Source organism: Acinetobacter gerneri DSM 14967 = CIP 107464 = MTCC 9824 (assembly GCF_000368565.1).
Classification (GTDB): Bacteria; Pseudomonadota; Gammaproteobacteria; order Pseudomonadales; family Moraxellaceae; genus Acinetobacter; species Acinetobacter gerneri.
On record NZ_KB849545.1, the window covers coordinates 210,825 to 234,464 of the forward strand.

The following is a 23,640-nucleotide window of genomic DNA, read 5'->3' on the forward strand; positions in this document are numbered from 1 at the left end:
GTATGAAAGGTATGAAAATTAAATGGTTAAAACTTTTTCGCCACGGGCGATACCAGATACGCCAGAACGAACGACCTCTAGAATGGTGTTTTCAGCCAGAGCGTCAATAAAACCATCTATTTTCTCTGTTGTCCCTGCAATTTGAATTGTATACGTTGTTGGCGTTACATCAACAATTTGAGCACGGAATATATCTGATGTGCGTTTGATTTCAGCACGAGCAGAACCCAATGCTTTCACCTTGATTAACATCAATTCACGCTCAATATGTGCGCCTTCAGATAAATCTACAACCTTTACAACTTCAACAAGTTTATTGAGTTGCTTGGTAATTTGTTCAATCTTGTGTTCATTACCATATGTCGTCAAAGTCAGACGCGAAAGCGTAGGATCTTCAGTCGGTGCAACGTTTAAGGTTTCAATGTTATAACCACGTTGTGAAAACAACCCGACTAAACGAGAAAGCGCACCTGCTTCGTTTTCAACGAGTACAGAAATAATGTGTCTCATGAAGTACGCTCCCCTTTGCTTAACCACATATCCTGCATAGATTGACCTGCAATCAACATTGGATATACATGTTCTGTACGATCAACCATGACGTTGATAAATACACATTTATCGTTGATTGCCATAGCTTCAGCAAGCTTAGACTCAAGCTCATCAGCATGATCAATCTGGATACCTACGTGACCATAAGCTTCCATCAATTTTGCAAAATCCGGTAATGACTCTACATAAGAACTAGAATGACGACCTTCATAGTTCATATCTTGCCATTGTTTTACCATACCCAAAGCACGGTTGTTTAAGCATAGAATTTTTACATTTAAGCCATATTGCTTACATGTAGAAAGCTCTTGGATACACATCTGAATCGATGCTTCACCTGTAATACAAACCACTTGCTGATCTGGGAATGCAAGCTTCGCAGCCATTGCATAAGGCAAGCCCACACCCATCGTACCTAGACCACCAGAGTTGATCCATTGACGAGGACGCGTATATTTATAATAAAGCGCGCCAAACATTTGGTGCTGACCCACATCCGAAGTGATGATCGCTTGGCTATTGGTAATTTTATCTAAAGCTTCAACAACTTGTTGTGGCTTCATTACACCATTTTGACCTGCTTCATATTTCAAACCATGGACTTTGCGCCATTCATTGATTTGTGACCACCAAGCATCCAACGCTTCTGGGTTTGGTTTTGAAACATTCATTTGTTTCAATTGAACCAACATTTCTTGAAGAACAGGTTCAACCGCACCTACGATTGGAATGTGCGCCATGATGGTTTTTGAAATCGTTGCTGGATCGACATCAATATGAATCACTTTTGCATTTGGACAGAATTTTGCAGGATTGTTGGTTACACGGTCATCGAAACGTGCGCCAATTGCTAAAATCACATCCGCATTATGCATCGTCATATTGGCTTCATATGTACCATGCATACCCAACATACCGATAAATTGAGGGTCATTACCTGGGAAACCGCCCAAGCCCATCAATGTATTGGTTACTGGATAATTTAAAAGATGTGCAATTTCAGTTAATAATTCTGAAGCATTGCCTTGTACAACACCGCCACCCGTATAAATAATCGGACGTTTTGCATTTACAAGTTCTTCGATCGCTTTACGAATCTGACCAGAATGCCCACGATGAGGTGGTTGGTAAGAACGCATCTTCACTTTTTCTGGGTATTCGTAAGCAAATTTCTCTGCTGGATTGGTTGCATCTTTTGGAATATCAACAACAACTGGACCAGGACGACCACTAGAAGCGATATAAAATGCCTTTTTAATCACGGCAGGAATTTCGCTTGCGTGACGAATTTGGAAGCTGTGTTTTACGATTGGACGTGAAACACCGACCATATCTGTTTCTTGGAATGCATCTTCACCAATCAGATGCGAAGCAACCTGACCAGACAAAATCACCATTGGGATTGAGTCCATATATGCAGTTGCAATCGGAGTAACTGTATTGGTTGCACCAGGACCTGAAGTGACTAGCACGACGCCTGTTTTACCAGTGACGCGAGAATAGGCATCAGCCATATGACCAGCAGCTTGCTCGTGACGCACTAGATAATGATTAATTTTATCTTGTTTAAATAGCGCATCGTAAATATGGAGTACTGCGCCGCCTGGATATCCAAAAACATGTTCAACGCCTTCGTCCGCCAATGCGCGAACAAGCATTTCACCACCAGATAAAAGTTCCAACGTATTCACCCTATCTTTATATTCCACGACATTATGGGAGACATAATGCGTGCATTCATTCATTGATTGCGTGCTCTGTTATAGCACACATGCTCAGTAGTTTTGCAGCAATAATTAATTTTTTGATTACATAGCTGTTTAAGCTACATTAACAACGAAAGTATGTTGGGATAAACATACTTTAGTAAGGGGCATTTTCTCGGCTTAGAGAAAATGGTACTGCTCGCATCGCTATTTATTCGAAGGGTGATCGAATAAAAACAACAAAACTAAAACATGCATTTTTGTAGTAAAAAGCACTATTGTCAAGCATTAGTACACGCTTTTTATTGATTATTTAACAAACGATGTTTTTTTAAACCATTCCTTTTTTTTAATGCATTTATAAAAAATATTTCAATGACTTATAAATAAATAAATTTCAGTAAGAAATCCTTTCCTCGCCTGCAAATTTGGTTAAAATAAAATCATTCAATATTTTTGCTGTACGACGACGATTTTTTTCAATTTTGTTTCTATTTTTTAAATTTTTTTTTGTTTTTTGGGGTGTGTAATGCTGCAAAACCATTTTTCTGCTAAATATTCATTATCAATATTTTTTGTGATCTATTTCATATTTTGTTCAACTTCAAGTTTTGCAGAGGATTTTTATAAGTGGGTCGATGCCAACGGCTCTACACATTATACCCGCACCCCACCACCTAAAAATATTCGTCATAAAACGGTCGTGGAAACCTATGGCTGGAAAACACCAACCAATGCACCTTCACAAAGTCCTGTCCCTACAAATAATCAAACCTTCAATCATCCCGATGGCGCAATTGCACCTGAAACATCACAAAATAATCCTGCAACTCATCAAATGCCTGAACCTGCACTTGCACCTGCCACAACATTACCGAATACAGCCCCCGCTCCAAGCTCAAAAACATTCCCCCATACATCTGTTTCACCTGTCATGAATTGATCCAACAAATGACGAAAATATCCAGATAATTTCGCATTTTTTATCTTTCTACATTTTTTTGATAAATAAGCTCGTCGCAAAATTCACTTTTAGGTGTATTTTGCGCTATGCTGTAGGGCTAATTTTTTAACCATTGTTCTTATATACCTAAAGTTTATGACTACTCCTCACATTGACCCAGAATATCAAGCAAGTGCGATTGAGCCGACAGTCCAAAAAGACTGGGATGATCGCAAATCTTTTAAAGTTGCCGACACAGTTGAAGGTAAGCATCGTTATATCCTATCGATGTTCCCTTACCCAAGCGGCAAACTGCATATGGGTCATGTGCGTAACTACACCATTGGTGATGTAATCAGCCGTTTTTACCGTCTAAAAGGTGAATCAGTGTTGCAACCAATGGGTTGGGATGCGTTCGGTCTTCCTGCTGAAAATGCAGCGATTGCGCATAAAGTCGCTCCTGCAAAATGGACATTTGAAAATATCGCTTATATGCGTGACCAATTGAAAAAATTAGGTCTTTCTGTCGATTGGGATCGCGAACTTGCGACTTGCACACCTGAGTATTATCACTGGGAACAATGGTTATTCGTACAGCTGTATAAAAAAGGTCTGATCTATCGCAAGCTTTCTACTGTGAACTGGGATCCAGTTGACCAAACAGTACTTGCCAATGAACAAGTTGAAAATGGTCGTGGTTGGCGTTCAGGTGCATTGGTTGAAAAACGTGATATTCCAATGTACTACTTCCGCATCACTGATTATGCGCAAGAGTTATTGGATGATCTTGATACCTTAAAAGACGGTTGGCCACAACAAGTCTTGACCATGCAACGTAACTGGATTGGTCGTTCTCAAGGGATGGAAATCACTTTCCCTTCTGCAAATCCTGAAGTATATGCAGATGGTTTAACTGTATTTACAACACGTGCCGATACTTTGATGGGTGTGACTTATGTTGCTGTTGCAGCAGAACATCCTATGGCGCTTAAGGCTGCTGAAACCAATCCTGAACTTAAAGCATTTATCGAAGAATGCCGCATGGGTTCTGTGGCAGAAGCTGATCTTGCGACTGCCGAGAAAAAAGGCATGGCAACAGGTCTTTCTGTTAAGCATCCTGTAACGGGTCAAGAAGTTCCAGTTTGGATTGCAAACTACGTCTTGATGTCATACGGTTCAGGCGCAGTTATGGCGGTTCCTGCACATGATGAACGTGATTTCGAATTTGCCAACAAATACCATTTGCCAATCAAACAAGTGATTGATGCCAAGGGTGCTGACGATGCAGATTATGATGCGAGCCAATGGCAAGAATGGTACGGTTCTAAAGCGGGTAAATTGGTTAACTCAGCAGAGTTTGATGGCTTAGATTTACAAGGTGCCTATGATGCATTCTTGGCTAAACTTGAACCTCAATCTTTAGCAAATAGTAAAGTTCAATTCCGTTTACGTGACTGGGGTGTTTCTCGTCAACGTTACTGGGGTTGTCCAATTCCGATGATCAACTGTGAAAAATGTGGACAAGTTCCAGTTCCAGAAGATCAACTTCCAGTGATTTTACCAACTGATGTTGTGCCAGATGGCTCAGGCAATCCTTTAAATAAAATGCCTGAATTTTATCAAACCACTTGCCCATGCTGTGGTGGCGAAGCACGTCGTGAAACCGATACTTTAGACACTTTTGTAGAGTCTTCTTGGTATTACGCACGTTATGCATCACCTGATTTTACTGGCGGTATGGTACGTCCAGAAGCTGCTCAAAACTGGCTTCCAGTTGACCAATATATCGGTGGTGTAGAACACGCAATCTTGCATTTACTTTATGCACGTTTCTTCCACAAATTGATGCGTGATGAAGGTGTTGTTCAAGGCAATGAACCATTTAGCAACCTCCTTACTCAAGGTATGGTTTTAGCTGATACTTTCTACCGTGAAGAAACATCTGGCAAAAAAACTTGGTTTAACCCTGCTGATATTGACCTTGAACGTGATGAAAAAGGTCGCATCATTTCAGCGAAATACCAAGGCGATGGTCAAGAAGTCGTGATCGGTGGTCAAGAGAAAATGTCGAAATCGAAAAACAACGGTATCGATCCTCAAGCGATTATTGATCAATACGGCGCAGATACTGCACGTGTCTTTATGATGTTTGCTGCTCCACCAGATCAATCTTTAGAATGGTCTGATGCAGGTGTTGAGGGCTCTAACCGTTTCTTGAAACGTGTTTGGCGTTTGGCTTTTGCATACCTTGAAAAAGGCAATCAAACTGCACAAATCGACAAAGCTTCGCTTTCAAAAGAAGCGCAAGATTTACGTCGTAAAACACATGAAACCATTCAAAAAGTGGGTGATGACATTGAACGTCGTCATGCATTCAATACTGCAATTGCAGCATTGATGGAATTGCTCAATGCAACATCTAAGTTTGAAGCAAAATCTGACAATGACGCTGCTGTAGAACGTGAAGCGATTGTGACTTTATTGACTTTACTTGCTCCATTTGCACCACACGTAAGCCAAACTTTATTGGCTGAGTTTGGTCAAGATTTAACGCAAGTTCTATTCCCTGAAGTTGACGAATCTGCATTGACACGTAACACTCAAACAATCGTGGTACAGGTGAATGGTAAACTTCGTGGTAAATTAGAAGTTGCAGTCGATATCGCTAAAGATCAGTTACTTGCACAAGCGAAAGCTTTGCCAGAAGTTCAACAGTTCTTGACAGGTCCGACCAAGAAAGAAATCGTGGTACCAAACAAATTAGTTAACTTGGTGGTTTAAAAACCACAGCGTTACTTCTTTTTATGTAGAAGGTTGGGATGAGGAATCTTTTATCAAAGAACCTCTCCCTCGCCCCGCTTATCCAAGAGTGGGAACTAAAAGCCTACAAAGCGCGTTGTCAGCAACGCGCTTTATCTTTAAAATGGCAACATTAAAAATTATTCAATTTACTGATCGTTTCGAGTAAATATCCAAGAGGAATAAACATGCACTTAGTCCAACGTGTGGCTGCGGTTATTTTAACTTTAGGTTTAAGCGCAGGTTTAGTCGGTTGTGGTTTCCATCTTAAAGGAACAAATCCGACGGCGACCCCTCTGATTTATACAAAATTAAATTTGCAATTGCCACGCAATGCTGAAGATCTAGAAACCAAACTCAGTGTTTATTTGACTGCTGCTGGTGTGCAACTCAGCCACAATCCTGACGCTTATGTACTGCGTGTTCTCAACTATCAACCGATTCGTCACGAATTAAATGGTCAGTTGGTTGAAACATTGCTTCGTTTGACTGTGACTTTCCAAATTGAAGATCAGCAAGGCAATCCTGTGACTGAACCACGTACTTTGACCGCTTCTCGTAGTTATCAATATGACGTAGCAACAGTCAACACAGACGATCAGCAAAATGCTTATTTACAACAAATTTTGATTGACGATATCGCTCAACAGATTACTCGTCAGATTTCAGCAAACCGTTTACCTAAAGCGAAAATTAACGCTACTGTTCCAGTTACGCCACAAACTCGATAGTTTTTTAAATTTAGGTTAGTCATACTGCTCAAATGAAACTCGATTATTTACAAGCAATTAAACGTGTCGATGAAGCTCGTGGCGCATGGATTATGCATGGTCAAGAGCCTTTGCTTGAGCAGAATTTGTTGGATGCCTTTCGAAAAAGCTGGCAAAACCATTCAATTGAAAGACAACGTTATGATTTAAACAATGTCGGTGAATGGAAAAATGTTTTCAATGCCTTAAATAGTTTATCGCTATTTTCAGAGCATTTAGCCATCGAAGTTCATGGCAATATCAAACCTGATGCCAATGCGCTCAAACAACTCAAACAATATATTCAGCACAATGAACACAACTTGCTTTTGGTGATTATGCCAAAGCAAGATTCAAGCAGTTTAAAATCCAGTTTCTTTCAAACGGTTGAAGCCAATGGCGTGGTTGTACCGCTAACGGCTCATTATCCACAAGATCGACAACGGATTTTAAGTCTTGAAGCTGAAAAAATTGGTGTGCAATTACAACAAGACGCATGGACATGGCTTGAACAACACCATGAACACAATATGTTGGCAGCCAAAAATAGTTTGATGCGTGTTGCCGATACCTTTCCAGACTTAAGTAGCATCGGCATAGAACAATTAAAGGCGTGCCTTCAAGACCAATCACGCTATAGCACTTTTGATCTCAGTGATAGTTTGATTCAGGGCAATTTATCGCAGTCGATTAAAATTTTTCAATATCTGATCGAGTCTGGTGAGCCTTCTAGCCTGATTTTATGGACAATCAGTAAAGAAATGCGTTTGTTAATGCAGCTTTTTGAGCAACCACAAAATGCATTACAAATTGGTATTTGGAAAAACAAAGTGTCGAGCTATCAACAAGCACTGCGACGACTAAACCCACAACAATTTTTATCATGGCCTGCTCTACTTTTAAGAATTGATGCCTCAATCAAAGGCATGAGCAATGAAAATCCAAATCATCTAATACAGCAAGCCATTGCAGAACTCTGCGGAAAAACATTATTCTTAAGTTAAATTATCATTGTATAAAGTGAATATATAGAATAATTCTCATTTAGTTCACACTCTATCCTTATTTCAATTTTATACTTTGCCTATTATTCATCATCTGCTTGAACGAAAGACGATTATGCCAAAAATAAAACCTGCCAAAGCGATCATCATCGTTATTTGTATCGCGATTATTGCAGCCCTCAGTTGGCTGTTTTTAAAACCTAAAAAGGATCAACCGCAATATATTACCTCTGAAGTTACACGAGGTGATTTAGAAAATACCGTATTGGCAACAGGGACACTCGATGCAACCAAATTGGTGAGTGTCGGTGCTCAGGTATCTGGTCAGGTTAAAAAAATGTATGTTCAGCTGGGTGATGAAGTTAAACAAGGTCAGCTAATTGCACAAATTGATTCGATTACACAAGAAAATAGTTTAAAAACTGCCGAAGCCAATATCAAAAATCTGGAAGCGCAGCGCTTACAACAATTGGCAAATTTAAATGAAACATCATTAAATTATCAACGCCAAAAAAGTATGTATGCACAAGATGCCGCATCTAAAGCAGATTTAGATGCAGCTGAAGCAAACTACAAGACAGCTCAAGCACAAATTAAAGCGATTGAAGCGCAAATTGAGTCTGCAAAAGTCACTAAATCGACAGCTCAAACCAATATCGGCTATACCAAAATCGTTGCACCAACCGATGGTACGATTGTGGCAATCGTGACTGAAGAAGGTCAAACTGTAAACGCCAACCAAAGTGCGCCAACGATTGTTAAAATTGCAAAATTGCAAAATATGACGATCAAAGCACAGGTCAGTGAAGCAGATATTATGAAAGTTGAGAAAGGACAAAAAGTTTATTTCACAACTTTAGGTGATGAATCAAAACGTTATGCGACTTTACGTCAAATTGAGCCTGCTCCAGATTCAATTTCATCAGAATCAAGTACATCATCAAACTCTTCTAGTAGCAGCTCTTCAACAGCGATTTATTATAATGCCTTATTCGATGTACCAAATACTGACGGTAAATTGCGTATCGATATGACGGCTCAAGTCTATATCGTGCTTAATTCTGCTGAAAATGCTTTACTTGTTCCATCTTCGGCTATTTCAACTCGTCCTGCCAATGCAAGAAATAAATCTAACACTTCGAATGCAAACCAAGCAGCATCTACACCAAGAAGCTCAGAAAAAACCAATGCACCTCGTTTAGAACGCTTAAATCTAAGTGCTGAACAAAAACAACTTATTGAGCAAGGTAAAGCGAGTTTAGGTGTGGTTCGTGTTTTACAAGCAGATGGTTCAGCAGCCCCTAAACAAATTTTGATTGGCATCAATAACCGTGTAAATGCGCAAGTGTTAGCTGGCTTAAAACAAGGTGATCAAGTGGTGATTGCCGATAGTTCAGACACATCTGCTGCAACTGCAAATAGTGGTAATAAACGCCGTAATGGTCCACCAATGGGAATGTAAGCATGACGACTCAGCAAGCAATGCTAGAAGTCAGCAATCTGGTTCGAGAGTTCCCTGCTGGTGATAGCACTGTCCAAATTTTAAAAAACATTGATTTGACCATCTACGAAGGTGAATTGGTTGCCATCGTAGGTCAATCTGGTTCTGGTAAATCGACCCTAATGAATATCTTAGGCTGTCTCGATAAACCAACCAGTGGTAGCTATAAAGTCAATGGTCAAGAAACAGGTGAATTGGAACCCGATGATCTCGCCAAATTACGCCGGGAATACTTTGGTTTTATTTTCCAACGTTATCATTTGCTTGGCGATTTGACTGCCGATGGTAATGTCGAAGTTCCAGCAGTTTATGCAGGTGTTGCACCTGCAGAACGTAAACAACGTGCGACTGCACTGTTGACCGAACTTGGCTTGGGTTCTAAAACCCAAAACAGACCAAGCCAATTATCAGGTGGTCAACAACAACGTGTTTCGATCGCACGTGCTTTGATGAATGGTGGTGACGTTATTTTAGCCGATGAGCCAACAGGTGCACTCGACAAAAATAGCGGTGTTGAAGTGATGCGTATTTTACGTGAACTCAATACCGCAGGACATACCATTATCTTGGTGACACATGATATGAATGTTGCAAAAAATGCAACACGTATCATCGAAATCAGTGATGGCTCGATCATTAGTGACAAGCCAAACGTTCAAGCTGAATTGGTTACATCACAACCTGATCCTGATGCAGCTCCTGCGATTAGCACCAAACAAGAAAAAACCAAGTCTATTTCCAGATGGCGATCAACTCTGGACCGCTTAAATGAAGCATTCCGAATGGCATTGTTATCAATGAATGCGCATCGTATGCGAACATTCTTGACTATGCTTGGGATTATCATTGGTATTGCTTCCGTCGTTACAGTCGTAGCGCTAGGGAATGGCTCATCGCAACAGATCTTAAAAAATATTAGTAGTTTAGGTACCAATACCATTACAGTATTTCAGGGGCGTGGATTTGGTGATAACTCGAAAACAGCCAGTTTCAAAACCTTAGTTCCGAGTGATGCAGATGCTTTGGCAACTCAGCCCTATGTATCTGCCGTTAGTCCGATGGTCAGCACGTCTAAAACCATTCGCTATCAACAAAATGAAGCGAGTGCCACCATCAATGGGGTCGGCAACGATTATTTTGATGTTAAAGGTTTAGTTTTTAAAGATGGTCAATCATTTGACCAACAAAGTGTCAATGATCGAACTCAAGATGTTGTCATTGATACCAATACTAAAAAGCAGTTTTTTAGTGATACCAATCCAATTGGTCAAGTTGTACTTTTAGGCAGTGTTCCTGCTCGAATCATTGGCATCGTCGAACCACAAAACAGTGCAATGGGTTCTGATGATACTTTGAATGTTTATATGCCTTATACAACCGTTATGAGTCGTATGCTGGGTCAAGCCAATGTCCGAAATATTATTGTTCGTATCAATGATAAATATTCGACCAGTGCTGCTGAAAATGCTGTGGTGAACTTATTGACTTTACGTCATGGTCAACAAGATATTTTTACGATGAACAGTGACAGTATTCGTCAAACCATCGAAAAAACCACCAGTACCATGACCTTATTGGTTTCTGCTATTGCGGTGATTTCGCTTATCGTGGGCGGGATTGGCGTGATGAATATTATGTTGGTTTCTGTGACTGAACGTACTCAAGAAATCGGGGTGCGTATGGCCGTTGGTGCTCGTCAAAGTGATATTTTACAGCAATTTTTGATTGAAGCGATTTTGGTCTGTATCCTCGGCGGTATCTTGGGAGTGTTACTCTCACTCGGTATTGGACAGCTCATTGGCCATTTCGCCAAAGGTTCATTTGAAATGGCATATTCGACAACGTCTATTGTTGCCGCATTTGTATGTTCAACATTGATCGGAGTGGCATTTGGATTTATACCAGCACGAAATGCAGCACAGCTCGACCCAGTCGATGCACTTTCACGAGAATAAGGATCAGATTATGCAGAATCATTTTACAAAGCTATTTACTGCCCTGTTTCTTGGTAGCACTCTGGTGGGATGTGCGGCAGTGGTCAAAACACCTTATGAATCACCTAAAGTTATTACGCCAGCAAATTTTGCTTATGACAAATCAAAAGCAAATCAGCTGCATGCTGATCTCTATGCCGATCGTTGGTGGACGCTGTTTGGCGATCAACAACTGAATCAATTGGTTGATCAAGTTTTGGCACAAAACACAGATTTATCAGTTGCAGGGATCAATTTGCAACAAGCCCGTTTAAAAGCAGGCTTAGCAAGAGATCAACAATTGCCTCAAGTCAGTGCTGGTGCATCAACTGGGCATAGCATCAATCTAGGTTCAGGCAATGATGCCTCTAAAGGTGTTTCGCTCGATGCAGGTGTAAGTTATGAACTTGATCTGTTTGGTAAACTGGCTCGCCAAACAGATGCCGCAAAATGGGAAGCATTGGCAACTGAACAAGATTTGCAAGCAACAGGTCAAAGCCTGATTGGAACGACTGCACAGCTGTATTGGCAATTGGGTTATCTCAACGAACGCTACACGACAGCTGCGCAAAGCTTAGCAACATCACAAAAGCTGTATGATTTGGTTAAAACACAATATAAAGCTGGGGCTGTATCTGGACTCGATCTCACTCAAGCTGAACAATCTGTACAAAGCCAAAAAGCAACTTTAAGTCAAATTGATCAGCAACGTGTCGAAGCACGTACTGCTTTGGCGGTGCTATTGCAAATCCCAATTCAACAATTAAATATCCAAGAACCAAAACGTTTGCCCGATATTCGATTGCCGAATATAGATGCTGGATTACCTGCTGATATTTTGTCTCGTCGTCCAGATCTACAAGCATCTGAACTGCGTTTACGTGAAACATTGGCAAATAAAGATGCGACCAAAGCCAGTTATTATCCATCGATCAGTCTTACGGGTAGTTTAGGATCGAGTAGCACTTCACTGACTGAACTTGTAAAAAATCCAGCCTTAGCACTTGGTGCAAGTCTAAGTCTGCCATTTTTACAATACAATCAAATGCAAAAAAATCTGAAAATTAGTGACTTAGATTATCAAAAAGCCATTGTGCAATATCGTCAAACGCTTTATCAGGCTTTTGCTGATGTTGAAAATGCCTTATCTAATCGTACTGAGCTCGATAAGCAAGTCGCATTTCAAAAACGTAATCTTGAACTCGCTGAAAAGACTGAACACCTCAATCAAGTCCGCTATACAAACGGGGCTGTTGCTTTAAAAAACGTCTTGGATGCTCAAGAAACCACACGTAATGCTCGTTTGACTTTGATCCAAACCAAGCAAAATCAATACAAAGCTTATGTAACCTTGATGCAAGCATTGGGTGGAAGTCCGGTGAAGAATTTGCCAACTATTAATGATTAATCATTATTGTCTTGCTAGCCAAAATCTATTGGCTAGCAAGTATTAAGATATCTTTAGATCACATTTTTTAGTCTATTTTCTGTATATATTGAATTGTCCTTTACCACTCGCTACATCACAAACAGATTCAAAAATTACACCATTCTTAAGCTGATCAGTATTAATAACAATTTCATTATTATTTTTTTTGATATTAAATTAATATTTTTTCAAAATTTTAGCCTTATCTTTAATTATTAAAATTTCCCATACAATTCTAAAACCATAAAAACATCAATACAAAAATCATTATTAAAAAAAAACCAACCTATAAAAAAACTTGCCTTACTCTCTTCCCATTTAAATCATCCAAACCTTTATTTTTAAAAGAAACTCTCAAAACAGTCTTATAATGCACTGGGCTTTTTAAAATAAAATCCCCATAATCTTCTGCCATTTTATTTTTCAAAAAAAATTTATATAATGTAAAATGCAAAAGAATTAATGTAACAAAATACATAAATACAGAAAATAAAAAAAGCCCAGCATAAATATTATCAAGCATTTTGCACCTCAAAATTAAAAGTTATATAAATTAAACGGTATCACAAGTATATTTTTAGGATCAATTTTATACTGCACTCTTTTATCTTTATAAGCTATAGCATCAAAAAATTAGACTATAGAAAATAAAACAAACTTTATGAAAATGGATATTGTGTTACTAACATTCCCAAAAAAAATTCTCCATCACTAAAAAACCAATATAATAGACATTACATTTCATTAACTATCAAATATGAAATCTCACCTTAAAATCAAAAGTTAATAGTCATAATTATTTTTTTAGACCATCAAATTTATAAGCTTCTGCATCTCCTTGCCAAGGAATAATCTTTCCATCGTATGTAATTAGATCAAACTTCAAATAAACAGTTTTTCCTTCTTGAAAGCTAAAATTTTGTGTTTTACGTACAGAAGGACATCCAGAATTAAAATCAGACTATAGTTCAAAACTCTCTACTCCATTTTTAGATGAAAAAGGACGAGCTACATAAGATTCAAAATCCTCAGAATTCTGATTTTTATAAGATTTTACATTAATAAGATATTGCTTTGAATCTAGATTAGTTTTTAAATTAAATAAAATACTTGTACTCTGCTGAGTATTCCCATAAAGCAAGGAATAATTCTTATTATTTTTTATTGAAATTAATTGGGGTTTTTCAACCCACTTTAGTTTTTCAATATGTACAGGAGTATTTACTTCAACCAAATAGGTTCCTCCTTCTACATAACTTGGGATAACTGATGATTTTAATTCATAATTTTCATTTTTTAGTTTATTTTTTGGAGTGAGTTTTATTAATTTTTGATCACTGAGATATTCTAATAGCATTTTATTATCTTTATCATTTTTAGAATTTAAGGTTACAAATTTATCCTGAATATTATCTCCATATACTGGTGATATCCAAAAAACTGAATTTGGATATATCGCTTCTGTATGAAGAACACCATCACTGAGTGGCACTGCACAACTCATAGCCCAAACGTTTCCCCCAAAAACACATAGGCAAATAATGCTAAAATATTTCATCACTTTCTCTCTTTATAGAAAAATTTATTCTTTCATATATTCTAAAGCAAACACCTCTCATTTTATAAAAAATATAGAGCAGTTAAAATAACTTCGTGGTTTATAGAATCCCGCCTCTTACTATTCAAATCTTTTTTATATACAAGCCGATATATATCAAAGCCCGCAATAGCCGCAAATATCATTTATAATTTTGATTTTATAGATAAATTTATTTTCATATAAAGAAAAAATCGGCATATGAAATGCCGATTTTTAAAATATAAATGCCTAATAAAACTTAGTCATTCATCAATGAAGAACTCATACCTACAGTGTTGAAACCTGCATCTACATATAAGATTTCACCTGTGATCCCATTTGCCCAAGGTGAACAAAGGAACAATGCTGCATTACCTACATCTTCAATCGTTACATTACGTTTAAGAGGTGCAACTTGCTCATTTACATCAAGCATTTTACGGAAAGATTTAATCCCAGAAGCAGCCAAAGTACGGATTGGACCTGCTGAAATCGCATTTACACGGATACCTTCAGCACCAAGGCTTGATGCCAAATAACGCACGCCTGCTTCTAAAGACGCTTTAGCCATACCCATCACGTTGTAATTTGGCATTACACGTTCAGAACCTTGATAAGTCAATGTCAATAAACAGCCTTGGCGAGCTACAAGCAAAGGTTTTGCTGCACGAGCCATCGCAACAAAACTATAAGCACTGATGTCATGTGCAATTTTAAAGCCTTCACGATCTGTAACGTCTGTGAAGTCACCGTCTAAAGTATTTGCTGGCGCGAAACCGATAGAATGCACAACGCCATCCAAGCCATCCCAATGTTTTGCAAGTTCAGCAAATGCTTGATCAATATCAGCATCGTTTGCAACATCACAAGGAAAAACCAATTTAGAACCGAATTGTTCTGCAAAATCATCAACACGTTTTTTTAATTTTTCGTTTGGATAAGTAAAGGCAAGTTCAGCCCCTTCGCGATGTAAAGCTTGTGCAATACCAAATGCAATCGACAATTTACTAGCAATACCCGCGATTAAAAAGCGTTTACCCGCTAAAAGTCCTTGTGCCATGAATCTTTCACCTGAAAATAATTTTAAAGCATAATGCCAAGTCTTTAGACTTTAAGAAATTGCATAATGCGCCTTTTTTTGGTTGTTTGGTAAATTCATAAAAAAAAATCGCCTCAGAAGAGACGATTTTTGATGAGCATTCAGTTTAGTTACGAACCAAACCGATAATTCGAAGGAATGAAATATACATCCAAACCAAAGTCGCGAGTAAGGCAATACTACATAGCCATTCGAATGATTTTGGAGCACCTTGTGCAGCTGCATTTTCAATTAAATCGAAATCTAAAATCAGGTTCAATGAAGCTATTACAGCGATAAAAACAGCCAAGCCGATGCCAAGCCAGTTACTCTCAAAGATATATGGAATGCTTGAGCCAAATGCTAAACGCATGACTAACTGCACCACAAATACGAGACAAATCGCAATGGTCGCAGACATCACCACTGATTTAAATTTCTCAGTCGCGCGAATGATACGTGCGCGATATAAACCAAACATCACCAAAGAAGTGACAAAAGTTGCAATCAAAGCCTGAACAGGTGCGCCAGGATATTTAAATTGGAAAATCAGCGATACACCACCCAAAAATGCACCTTCAAATAATGCATAAGGAATTGCTAGTGTACGTGCCATTGTCGGTTTAAACGTAGCGATTAATGCCAATACAAAACCGCCAATACCGCCAACCAAAGCACCAATATTTGCCAAGGATAAAGCACCAGCAGGATTGCTTGCCAAAGACATTGCACAGTAAATAAAAAACGCAATACCCACGACAGCTGAAATGACCGTCAGCATGACAGATTTTTGTACTGCCCCTTGTACGGTCATCGGTTGGTTAAAATCACTATAGGTTTCAACCCGAGTCAAAATTGGATTATTACTTTGCATAAATAGCACTCTTTTATAATCTTAATTTATAGAAAAATAATAAATGGTTTCATTTTCAAATTGATGAATAATCTGCTTTATTTTGTAAGCATTGGTCATGCTAAGCTACAAAAACAGTTTAAAAAATGTTCTGTATTAACATAGCAAATTAATCAACATTAAAAAAGAGGTCATTTGACCTCTTAGATAACACGAAATAGTGGTCTATTCGTCATTATTCATAATAAAGAAATACTGACGGTAATATTTAAGTTCTGCAATCGAATCACGAATATCATCCATTGCCAAATGCGATGCATTTTTCTTTAATCCGCTCATGATTTCAGGACGCCAGCGTTTTGCAAGCTCTTTAACAGAGGATACATCGAGGTTACGATAATGGAAAAATTGTTCCATTTCAGGCATTAAACGATGTAAGAAACGGCGATCTTGGCAAATCGAGTTACCACACATTGGTGATGCTTTTGGATTAACCCATTTTTTTAAAAATTCGAGGGTTTGTTGTTCTGCATCACGTGCAGTCAATTTGCTACGACGAACGCGTTCAATCAAGCCAGATTGTCCATGTTGTTTGGTATTCCATTCATCCATGGCATTTAAGATCACATCTGATTGGTGCACCGCCAATACTGGACCTTCCGCTAAAATATTGAGGTTGTCATCCGTCACAATTGTAGCAACTTCAATAATTTGATCATTATCAGTATCAAGACCTGTCATTTCTAGGTCAATCCAAATTAAGCGGGTGTCAGGGGTGCTGCTCATATAGTGCAATCTTATTAGGCTGTAAAACATTAATAGTAGCAAATTTATTGCATCTCTGCTGTAATTCCTTGCCCCATCATGCTATTTTTGCCTTCCAAATCTAAGGTTTTTAGGATATGAATGGCTTTAATTCGTAAACGTCGTTTAACTGATCAACAAAAGCGACGTATAGAAAAACAGCATAAATCACGTCAAGAAGAACTTGACACTTCCAATGATTTAGAAGGTCTGGTTGTCCAGCATTATGGACGACAGCTCGAAGTACAAGCCCTAACTATTCCAAATCCTCACCCTGAAAAACCGATCGTTGCCACGGGTGAACCTGAACCTTTTTGGAAGCCGATTGAACTCGGAAGCGTTTGGCGTTGTCATACTCGTACCAATTTAGAATTATTGGTAACAGGTGATAAAGTCAAATGGCAAGCAGATCCCAATACAGGGCTTGGTATTATCACTGCTATACATCCTCGAACTTCCCTGTTAACCCGCCCAGACCGTTATCATAAAGTTAAACCTGTTGCAGCAAATGTCAGTCTGATTGTGATTGTTTTTGCGGTATTGCCTGAACCTGCACCAACATTGATCGACCGCTATTTGGTGGCTTGTAATGATGCCGATATTCCAGCACTTTTGGTTTTAAATAAAACAGATTTGCTCAAAGACGATGATGACCATTTACTGAAACTCGTTCAAGAATATCGAGATTTGGGTTATGAAGTCATGCTAACTCAGTCTGATGGTGATTTAACTGAGCTTAAACAACGTCTGGAAAATGAAACCGTCGCTTTTGTGGGGCAGTCTGGCGTAGGCAAAAGCTCACTAATTAATAGTATCGTTCCTGAAGCATTGCAAAAAACCAATATTATTTCTGAAAACTCAGCCTTGGGTCAGCACACGACGACTTCGACTCGTTTAATTAAAATTGGCGAAAATAGTGCGCTCATTGACTCTCCAGGGATCCGAGAGTTTGGTCTTTGGCATTTAGATTTAGAAAAAATTGATGCAGGTTTTCCTGAAATATCTGATGTGCTTGGACATTGCCAATATCGTAATTGCACACATACGCATGAGAAAAAATGTGCTTTGAAACAAGCAGTTGAAGAAAATAAAATTCTCGCTAGACGCTTAACAAGTTATCTGCGCTTGATTGATGAAATTACTGAGGCGCAACAAAAAAGTTAGTTTTTTGAATATTAGCCTTGAAGCAGTGATTTTGATCACCATATATATACGCTATACTTGAGGCAATTGTGATTGTAATTAGGTGACTTGTGGAACGTTGGTTTGAATTTATGGGGCATCACCCCTTCTTGTTTGGTATTTTAGGGGTTCTGATTGTATTGTTTTTCATTTTTGAAGGACAACGCAACGGCCGTAAAATTTCTCCACAATCGCTTGGTATTTTAGTGAAAGCTAAAAATGCGATGTTAATTGATTTACGTGATGCGAAAGATTTCCGCGAAGGTCATATCAGTGGAAGCCGTAATATCCCATACAGCCAGATTGCAAGTCATAAAGACGAGTTAAAAGCTGCTGAACGTCCAATCGTATTTATCTGTAATTTAGGTCAAGTCGCAGGTAGTGCATTACAACAAGTTGGACATTCTGATAGTTACCGTCTTGATGGTGGGATCAGCAATTGGAAAGCTCAAGGTTTACCATTAGTTAAAAGCAAATAAGCGTTAGGAGTTCGAGTTATGACAGCTGAAGTAACTGTATATTCAACCACTTTCTGTCCGTATTGTGTACGTGCAAAACAACTACTTGAACGTAAAGGCGTTGCATATAAGGAAGTTAATCTTTCTCAAGAAGCACCTGAAGTTCGTGTTGAACTTATGCAACGTACCAATCATCGAACTGTACCGCAAATTTTCATTAAAGATCAATTTATTGGCGGATTTGACCAACTCTATGCATTAGAGAAAGAAGGCAAACTCGACGACTTATTGGCATAATTTAACCCTCCTGAAATTTAAGGAAAATAAAATGAGTGAAGAACAACAAGTTCAACCACAACTTGCTTTAGAACGTATTTATACTAAAGATATTTCATTTGAAGTACCTGGGGCTAGCGTTTTTACTAAAGAGTGGGCGCCTGAACTCAATATCAATCTCTCTTCTGCTGCTGAGAAAATTGATGCAACACATTTTGAAGTGGCTTTAAAAGTTGTCGTTCAAGCACAAAATGCTGACGAAACTGCTTTTATCGTTGACGTCACTCAAGCTGGTATTTTCTTGATCGAAAATATCGAAGAAGAGCGTCTTCCATATATCCTTGGCGCATATTGCCCGAACATTTTGTTCCCATTCTTGCGTGAAGCGGTAAATGACCTTGTAACTAAAGGTAGCTTCCCTCAATTACTTCTTACTCCAATCAATTTTGATGCTGAGTTTGAAGCGAATATGCAACGTGCTCAAGAAGCTGCTGCTGAAGGTCAAGCTTAATTTAGCTTTACTATTGAAAGACCGCTTGATGCGGTCTTTTTTTTGCCTTTTTTAAAATAAATCAAATTATTTAAACTTCTTGTGCCCTTCTTTTTTGATCTCTTCCATTTTTTTGGCAAGTTTCTGTGCTTCATTAAACTTACCATCGAGCACCAATTGTCTTGCTAAATAAACTTGTTCTAATAACCTGTCTATTGTTGCACGATAAGCCAGAACTTTCGGATCATATTGGTTTAGTTGATTTAATTTTGGTGGAAGATTTACCCAACAATCAATTGTCGCATTTTTCATATGAAATAACGCAGTCAAAGCCTCATCTGCTGATTTGGCTTTTTTATATTCATTAAAATGCTGCTCAACATCTTCCATATCATAGAAACCAGCAAAACTATGTGCTGAAAATCCCAAATTGAGACTCAAAGACAGCACGATACAAGTCAATATTTTTTTCATCGTTTTAATTTTCAATTTTTAAAATCTTTTGCCTATGTCCTAATACCGGTCGCCTATTCAGCAACCTGAGCTATATATAATGCAAATCTACGGTTTTATAAAGTATTTTTTATTTTTAGGGCTATAGGCTATATTTTTTATTCAAGAATATATAGCAAACTGAGGACTTTTAAGCCTCTCGCTCATTATTTTCATAACACTGCACCCCTTCCCATCCAATGATCGCCGTTTTGCGTGCTTTGCCCCAATGATATTCACCAAAAATACCAGAGGACTGGATCACACGATGACACGGGATCAAAAATGCTACAGGGTTTGATCCTATCGCACCCCCTACTGCACGCGCAGCTTTAGGTTTGCCAATCTCTTGGGCAATTTCAGCATAAGTTGCTAACTGTCCCATGGGTATTTTCAGTAGGCTTTCCCAAACTTTAAGCTGGAAATCTGTACCCTTAAGATGCAATTTAATCTGTGATAATTCATCATGATTTGTTGAAAATATTTTTAGAGCATTGCGCTGCAATTCATCTGATTCTTCTACTAATACAGCATTTGGAAATCGTTCCATCAATGTTCCATAAGCATCTTTTCTATTTTCAATAAATGCCATAAAACAGATGCCTTTCGTGGTTGATGCGATAAGCATTTCTCCAAAAAATGTATGAGCAAATTGATAATTTATTCTTAGATGTTCGCCACCTTTTTTATACTCAGCGGGTGTCATACCTTCTATTTGTATAAACATCTCATGCAAACGACTGGAGCTTGAAAGTCCTGTCGCATGTGTTGTCTCTAGGATGCTATGTTTTTGTTTAAGTAGATTTTTGGCATATTGTAAACTGGTGTATTGCAAAAACTTTTTAGGACTAGTACCAACCCATTCACTAAATAGTTTTTGAAAATGTGTCGGACTCAAATGAATATGTGCAGCAACCTCATCCAAATTTGGTTGATCTTTAAAATGATTTTGGATGTATTCTATGGCTTGGGCAATACGCTCATATTGTAGATGCTTTTGCATTCCGTCATTCTCATCTTGCTATATCTCTACCTTAACAAGATGCTCTTCAAGATAAAATCCGAATCTTGTGTTTTCATTTTTATAAGGTTTCAAATAAAAAACCGCAATCAATGCGGTTTTAATATAATCAAACGATTAGAGTCAATTACTTATAAAGCTTATGACCTTGATCTCGAATCGCAAGTAGTTTTTTTCCTTCAAGTTTTGCTTGGTCTAATTTTCCTGCATTGACCAAAGCTTTGGTTTTATCAATTTGTGCAACCAAACTGTCTAACCCAGCTTTATAGCCTTTAACTTCAGGACTTGTATCCGCTTTTCCTATCAATTTCATCGGTGTTGATTTTTTTGAATCCAAACTCGCAGCACGCATTTGATCCAAAGCTTTATTTGCATCTTGAGCTGTTTTAGCATCATTAAATGCTTTGTAATTGGTTGCAATCGTCACCATGTTTTGCTCAAGATTGGCTGCCATTGTCACTGAACTGAGTGCAACCGAAGCAAAAATAGCACATGCTCCTAATGTTCTTTTTAACATAAATTTTCCCTTTGTTTGGCGAGTTTCACTTTCGATAAAAAGTGCTTGGCTAGATAGGATTTATAAATGAATAATATAAAAAAAAGCAACTTCTCGAGTTGCTTTTTCAAAGACGATTTGTATGAATTAATTTATCAAATTCAACGTAGAATCCTAGACTGGTTGCTGTTCTTGATTTATCGCATCCGAAATCGCTTCAACCAATTGTTGAGCGATATCTTGTTTCGATGCTTTTTCAAGCTCACGTTTTTCCATATGATATTGATCTGCAAAGAATACAATCATGGCATTTTCATCAGAAGCAAAACCAATATCAGCACGTGAAACGTCGTTACATGCAATCATATCCAGTTTTTTGGCAACCAATTTTCCAGCCGCATATTCTTCAATATTACGTGTTTCAGCAGCAAAGCCGACCATAAATGGACGTTTTTCTTGCTGTGCAATAGTTGCCACAATATCCGGGTTTTTGATCAATGAAACAGCTAACTCATCACCTGCTTTTTTGATTTTATGCTCTGCGACTTCTGCCACTCTATAGTCGGCAACCGCTGCTGTAGCAATGAAGATATCACAGCCTTTATCTAGCATTTGCATGCTTTCATCAAGCATTTGTATCGCTGAAGAGACTTTCAGGCGTTTTACCCCATTTGGCGTATCGAGTGATACAGGACCCGAAATCAAGGTCACTTTTGCACCGGCGGCATAGCATGCTGCTGCAAGTGCAAAGCCCATTTTCCCCGTACTATGATTTGAAATATAACGTACAGGGTCGATTGCTTCACGTGTCGGACCTGCTGTTATGACAACACGTTTACCCGCAAGCAAGCCAAATTTTTCAGCAATCGCACGTTGTTGTTTATGGAAATATTCCATAACTTGATAAGCCAAATCTTCAGGCTCTGGCATACGGCCAAGTCCAACATCGCCACAAGCCTGTGATCCTGATGCAGGCATGATCACATGTACGCCATCTTCTACCAAAGTTTTCAAGTTGCGCTGTGTTGCTGGTGCAGCCCACATTTGTTGATTGGTCGCAGGTGCCACCCAAACAGGTGCATTGGTTGCCAAATATAAGGTACTGAGTAAATCATCAGCCAAACCACATGCAAATTTTGCCAAAATATCGCAACTTGCAGGTGCAACCAACAGTAAATCAGCCCAACGTGCAAGCTCTATATGTCCCATACCTGATTCGGCTTCGGCATCTAACAATTCTGTATGCACAGGATGGCCAGACAAAGCTTGGAAAGTGAGTGGGGTAATAAATGCTTGTGCGCCACGTGTCATCACAACACGGACATCAAAACCAAAATCTTTTAATCGGCGAACCAAGATCGCACTTTTATATGCAGCGATACCACCAGTTACCGCGAGAATAATTTTTTTACTAGATGTCACACTGAGGTCAAAGCTCACAATCAAGTCACCTTTTTGTTGCAGTGGCGCTCACAATAGCATTAAATAATCGTTATCCCAAGCGTTCGCAAGGGAAATTTGAAAAGTAAAATAATTTTTATCTGTGAAATAAAATGCACAATTCTATAAAATTTTGGCCTGAAAATGAGCGCCCGAGAGAGCGACTATTAAGGCAAGGGGCAACGAGTCTTTCTGATGCAGAACTTTTGGCAATTTTTTTGCGATCGGGATCTCAACAACATTCAGCCGTTGAACTTTCTCGGCTTTTGATCAATCATTTTGGCGGACTCAATCCTATATTTGATGCAAGTCTTGATGATTTAAGTCAATTCCATGGTATCGGGCCGATCAAGTATTCTCAGCTTATGGCAGTCAAAGAGCTGGGCAGACGCTATTTGCAATATCATATTAACCAAAGCCAAGATTTGAGTAGTTCTGATCTCATTCAACAATATCTGCGATATGAAATGTTGGGTGAAAAACAAGAAGTCTTTGCTGTCCTGTGCTTAGATGCCGAACTCAGAAAAATTAGCTTTAAAAAACTGTTTTTTGGTTCCCTGAATTATTGTGATATTTCCATGAATCAACTGCTACGGTTTTGCTTAACCCAGCAAGCGATTCATATCGTGATCGTACACAATCATCCATTTGGCGAAGCAACACCCTCAGCACAAGATATGCAAATGACTCGTGACATTTACCGTGCTTGTCAACTGCTTGAAATGTGTTTATTGGATCATATGATCATCAGTAAAACCTGCTCTTATTCATTTGCGGAGCATGCTTTAATGGATAAACTTTAGTTGAAAATTAAA

At 38.6% G+C, this 23,640-nt stretch carries 23 protein-coding genes; 12 read left to right on the forward strand and 11 right to left on the reverse strand.

The features are described from left to right. Window positions 1–18: 18 nt before the first annotated feature. Complete coding sequence (gene ilvN, locus F960_RS16045) at window positions 19–510, reverse strand: acetolactate synthase small subunit (protein ID WP_004867506.1); 492 nt, start codon at window positions 508–510, stop codon at window positions 19–21. Further along, on the reverse strand, window positions 507–2,234 hold the full coding sequence (locus F960_RS16050) for an acetolactate synthase 3 large subunit (RefSeq protein WP_020846802.1): 1,728 nt from the start codon (window positions 2,232–2,234) through the stop codon (window positions 507–509). The genes ilvN and F960_RS16050 overlap by 4 nt, the downstream gene beginning before the upstream one ends. A gap of 553 nt (window positions 2,235–2,787) precedes the next feature. Between F960_RS16050 and F960_RS21615 the strand changes: the two genes are divergently transcribed. From F960_RS21615 to F960_RS16085, 7 genes are all read left to right on the forward strand, one after another. Further along, window positions 2,788–3,201, forward strand: a complete 414-nt coding sequence (locus F960_RS21615) for a DUF4124 domain-containing protein (protein ID WP_004867512.1) — start codon at window positions 2,788–2,790, stop codon at window positions 3,199–3,201. A gap of 156 nt (window positions 3,202–3,357) precedes the next feature. After that, window positions 3,358–5,982, forward strand: a complete 2,625-nt coding sequence (leuS, locus tag F960_RS16060; RefSeq protein WP_004867513.1) for a leucine--tRNA ligase — start codon at window positions 3,358–3,360, stop codon at window positions 5,980–5,982. 206 nt (window positions 5,983–6,188) lie between these two features. Next, window positions 6,189–6,731, forward strand: a complete 543-nt coding sequence (locus F960_RS16065; RefSeq protein WP_004867515.1) for an LPS-assembly lipoprotein LptE — start codon at window positions 6,189–6,191, stop codon at window positions 6,729–6,731. A 32-nt stretch (window positions 6,732–6,763) separates the two neighbouring features. Continuing rightward, complete coding sequence (gene holA, locus F960_RS16070) at window positions 6,764–7,753, forward strand: DNA polymerase III subunit delta (RefSeq protein WP_004867517.1); 990 nt, start codon at window positions 6,764–6,766, stop codon at window positions 7,751–7,753. Between the two features lie 115 nt (window positions 7,754–7,868). Continuing rightward, the gene (locus tag F960_RS16075) at window positions 7,869–9,215 is read left to right on the forward strand and encodes a MacA family efflux pump subunit (RefSeq protein ID WP_004867518.1); all 1,347 of its coding nucleotides are present in this window, start codon (window positions 7,869–7,871) and stop codon (window positions 9,213–9,215) included. Window positions 9,216–9,217: 2 nt separating this feature from the next. Then, window positions 9,218–11,209 (forward strand): MacB family efflux pump subunit, encoded by a 1,992-nt coding sequence (locus F960_RS16080; RefSeq protein ID WP_004867520.1) that lies wholly within the window; start codon window positions 9,218–9,220, stop codon window positions 11,207–11,209. A gap of 10 nt (window positions 11,210–11,219) precedes the next feature. Beyond that, window positions 11,220–12,635: an efflux transporter outer membrane subunit gene (locus F960_RS16085; protein ID WP_004867522.1), complete on the forward strand. Its 1,416-nt coding sequence runs from the start codon at window positions 11,220–11,222 to the stop codon at window positions 12,633–12,635. 307 nt (window positions 12,636–12,942) lie between these two features. On the opposite strand, the gene F960_RS16090 is transcribed toward F960_RS16085, so the two are convergent. The 5 genes from F960_RS16090 to orn form a co-directional block, all read right to left on the reverse strand. Beyond that, window positions 12,943–13,179 (reverse strand): hypothetical protein, encoded by a 237-nt coding sequence (locus F960_RS16090; RefSeq protein WP_004867524.1) that lies wholly within the window; start codon window positions 13,177–13,179, stop codon window positions 12,943–12,945. A gap of 438 nt (window positions 13,180–13,617) precedes the next feature. Beyond that, window positions 13,618–14,214: a hypothetical protein gene (locus F960_RS16095; protein ID WP_004867527.1), complete on the reverse strand. Its 597-nt coding sequence runs from the start codon at window positions 14,212–14,214 to the stop codon at window positions 13,618–13,620. A gap of 280 nt (window positions 14,215–14,494) precedes the next feature. After that, window positions 14,495–15,295: an enoyl-ACP reductase FabI gene (locus F960_RS16100; protein WP_004867530.1), complete on the reverse strand. Its 801-nt coding sequence runs from the start codon at window positions 15,293–15,295 to the stop codon at window positions 14,495–14,497. A 145-nt stretch (window positions 15,296–15,440) separates the two neighbouring features. After that, entirely contained in the window at window positions 15,441–16,187 is a 747-nt protein-coding gene (locus tag F960_RS16105) for a Bax inhibitor-1/YccA family protein (RefSeq protein WP_004867531.1), read from the reverse strand. Between the two features lie 204 nt (window positions 16,188–16,391). Continuing rightward, window positions 16,392–16,952: an oligoribonuclease gene (orn, locus tag F960_RS16110; RefSeq protein ID WP_035373467.1), complete on the reverse strand. Its 561-nt coding sequence runs from the start codon at window positions 16,950–16,952 to the stop codon at window positions 16,392–16,394. A gap of 120 nt (window positions 16,953–17,072) precedes the next feature. Here orn and rsgA point away from each other — a divergent pair, with 120 nt between their 5' ends. The 4 genes from rsgA to secB all read left to right on the forward strand — a co-directional run bounded on the left by rsgA (window position 17,073) and on the right by secB (window position 19,397). After that, window positions 17,073–18,134, forward strand: a complete 1,062-nt coding sequence (rsgA, locus tag F960_RS16115; RefSeq protein WP_004867535.1) for a small ribosomal subunit biogenesis GTPase RsgA — start codon at window positions 17,073–17,075, stop codon at window positions 18,132–18,134. 89 nt (window positions 18,135–18,223) lie between these two features. Next, the gene (locus F960_RS16120; protein ID WP_004867538.1) at window positions 18,224–18,631 is read left to right on the forward strand and encodes a rhodanese-like domain-containing protein; all 408 of its coding nucleotides are present in this window, start codon (window positions 18,224–18,226) and stop codon (window positions 18,629–18,631) included. Between the two features lie 18 nt (window positions 18,632–18,649). Continuing rightward, window positions 18,650–18,907, forward strand: a complete 258-nt coding sequence (gene grxC, locus F960_RS16125; protein WP_004867539.1) for a glutaredoxin 3 — start codon at window positions 18,650–18,652, stop codon at window positions 18,905–18,907. 31 nt (window positions 18,908–18,938) lie between these two features. Next, window positions 18,939–19,397 carry a protein-export chaperone SecB gene (gene secB / locus F960_RS16130; protein WP_004867541.1) on the forward strand — a complete coding sequence of 153 codons (459 nt, stop codon included), beginning with the start codon at window positions 18,939–18,941 and terminating at the stop codon, window positions 19,395–19,397. 66 nt (window positions 19,398–19,463) lie between these two features. Here secB and F960_RS16135 read toward each other — a convergent pair whose 3' ends face one another. From F960_RS16135 to coaBC, 4 genes are all read right to left on the reverse strand, one after another. After that, entirely contained in the window at window positions 19,464–19,850 is a 387-nt protein-coding gene (locus F960_RS16135; protein ID WP_004867544.1) for a cytochrome b562, read from the reverse strand. 169 nt (window positions 19,851–20,019) lie between these two features. Next, a complete protein-coding gene (locus tag F960_RS16140; protein WP_004867547.1) occupies window positions 20,020–20,871 on the reverse strand; it encodes a methylated-DNA--[protein]-cysteine S-methyltransferase in 852 nt (283 codons plus the stop codon). 145 nt (window positions 20,872–21,016) lie between these two features. Further along, complete coding sequence (gene cybC / locus F960_RS16145; protein ID WP_004867549.1) at window positions 21,017–21,406, reverse strand: cytochrome b562; 390 nt, start codon at window positions 21,404–21,406, stop codon at window positions 21,017–21,019. Between the two features lie 153 nt (window positions 21,407–21,559). Continuing rightward, window positions 21,560–22,825 (reverse strand): bifunctional phosphopantothenoylcysteine decarboxylase/phosphopantothenate--cysteine ligase CoaBC, encoded by a 1,266-nt coding sequence (gene coaBC / locus F960_RS16150; protein WP_004867553.1) that lies wholly within the window; start codon window positions 22,823–22,825, stop codon window positions 21,560–21,562. Between the two features lie 113 nt (window positions 22,826–22,938). Here coaBC and radC point away from each other — a divergent pair, with 113 nt between their 5' ends. After that, the gene (gene radC, locus F960_RS16155; RefSeq protein ID WP_004867556.1) at window positions 22,939–23,628 is read left to right on the forward strand and encodes a RadC family protein; all 690 of its coding nucleotides are present in this window, start codon (window positions 22,939–22,941) and stop codon (window positions 23,626–23,628) included. The last annotated feature ends 12 nt before the right edge of the window (window positions 23,629–23,640 follow it).

Excerpts from the sequence above, each read along its gene's own strand:
- ilvN (WP_004867506.1), bottom strand. The coding sequence starts at position 510 with ATGAGACACATTATTTCTGTACTCGTTGAAAACGAAGCAGGTGCGCTT.
- F960_RS21615 (WP_004867512.1), top strand. The coding sequence starts at position 2,788 with ATGCTGCAAAACCATTTTTCTGCTAAATATTCATTATCAATATTTTTT.
- leuS (WP_004867513.1), top strand. The coding sequence starts at position 3,358 with ATGACTACTCCTCACATTGACCCAGAATATCAAGCAAGTGCGATTGAG.
- F960_RS16065 (WP_004867515.1), top strand. The coding sequence starts at position 6,189 with ATGCACTTAGTCCAACGTGTGGCTGCGGTTATTTTAACTTTAGGTTTA.
- holA (WP_004867517.1), top strand. The coding sequence starts at position 6,764 with ATGAAACTCGATTATTTACAAGCAATTAAACGTGTCGATGAAGCTCGT.
- F960_RS16075 (WP_004867518.1), top strand. The coding sequence starts at position 7,869 with ATGCCAAAAATAAAACCTGCCAAAGCGATCATCATCGTTATTTGTATC.
- F960_RS16080 (WP_004867520.1), top strand. The coding sequence starts at position 9,218 with ATGACGACTCAGCAAGCAATGCTAGAAGTCAGCAATCTGGTTCGAGAG.
- F960_RS16085 (WP_004867522.1), top strand. The coding sequence starts at position 11,220 with ATGCAGAATCATTTTACAAAGCTATTTACTGCCCTGTTTCTTGGTAGC.
- F960_RS16090 (WP_004867524.1), bottom strand. The coding sequence starts at position 13,179 with ATGCTTGATAATATTTATGCTGGGCTTTTTTTATTTTCTGTATTTATG.
- F960_RS16095 (WP_004867527.1), bottom strand. The coding sequence starts at position 14,214 with ATGAAATATTTTAGCATTATTTGCCTATGTGTTTTTGGGGGAAACGTT.
- F960_RS16100 (WP_004867530.1), bottom strand. The coding sequence starts at position 15,295 with ATGGCACAAGGACTTTTAGCGGGTAAACGCTTTTTAATCGCGGGTATT.
- F960_RS16105 (WP_004867531.1), bottom strand. The coding sequence starts at position 16,187 with ATGCAAAGTAATAATCCAATTTTGACTCGGGTTGAAACCTATAGTGAT.
- orn (WP_035373467.1), bottom strand. The coding sequence starts at position 16,952 with ATGAGCAGCACCCCTGACACCCGCTTAATTTGGATTGACCTAGAAATG.
- rsgA (WP_004867535.1), top strand. The coding sequence starts at position 17,073 with ATGGCTTTAATTCGTAAACGTCGTTTAACTGATCAACAAAAGCGACGT.
- grxC (WP_004867539.1), top strand. The coding sequence starts at position 18,650 with ATGACAGCTGAAGTAACTGTATATTCAACCACTTTCTGTCCGTATTGT.
- secB (WP_004867541.1), top strand. The coding sequence starts at position 18,939 with ATGAGTGAAGAACAACAAGTTCAACCACAACTTGCTTTAGAACGTATT.
- F960_RS16135 (WP_004867544.1), bottom strand. The coding sequence starts at position 19,850 with ATGAAAAAAATATTGACTTGTATCGTGCTGTCTTTGAGTCTCAATTTG.
- F960_RS16140 (WP_004867547.1), bottom strand. The coding sequence starts at position 20,871 with ATGCAAAAGCATCTACAATATGAGCGTATTGCCCAAGCCATAGAATAC.
- cybC (WP_004867549.1), bottom strand. The coding sequence starts at position 21,406 with ATGTTAAAAAGAACATTAGGAGCATGTGCTATTTTTGCTTCGGTTGCA.
- radC (WP_004867556.1), top strand. The coding sequence starts at position 22,939 with ATGCACAATTCTATAAAATTTTGGCCTGAAAATGAGCGCCCGAGAGAG.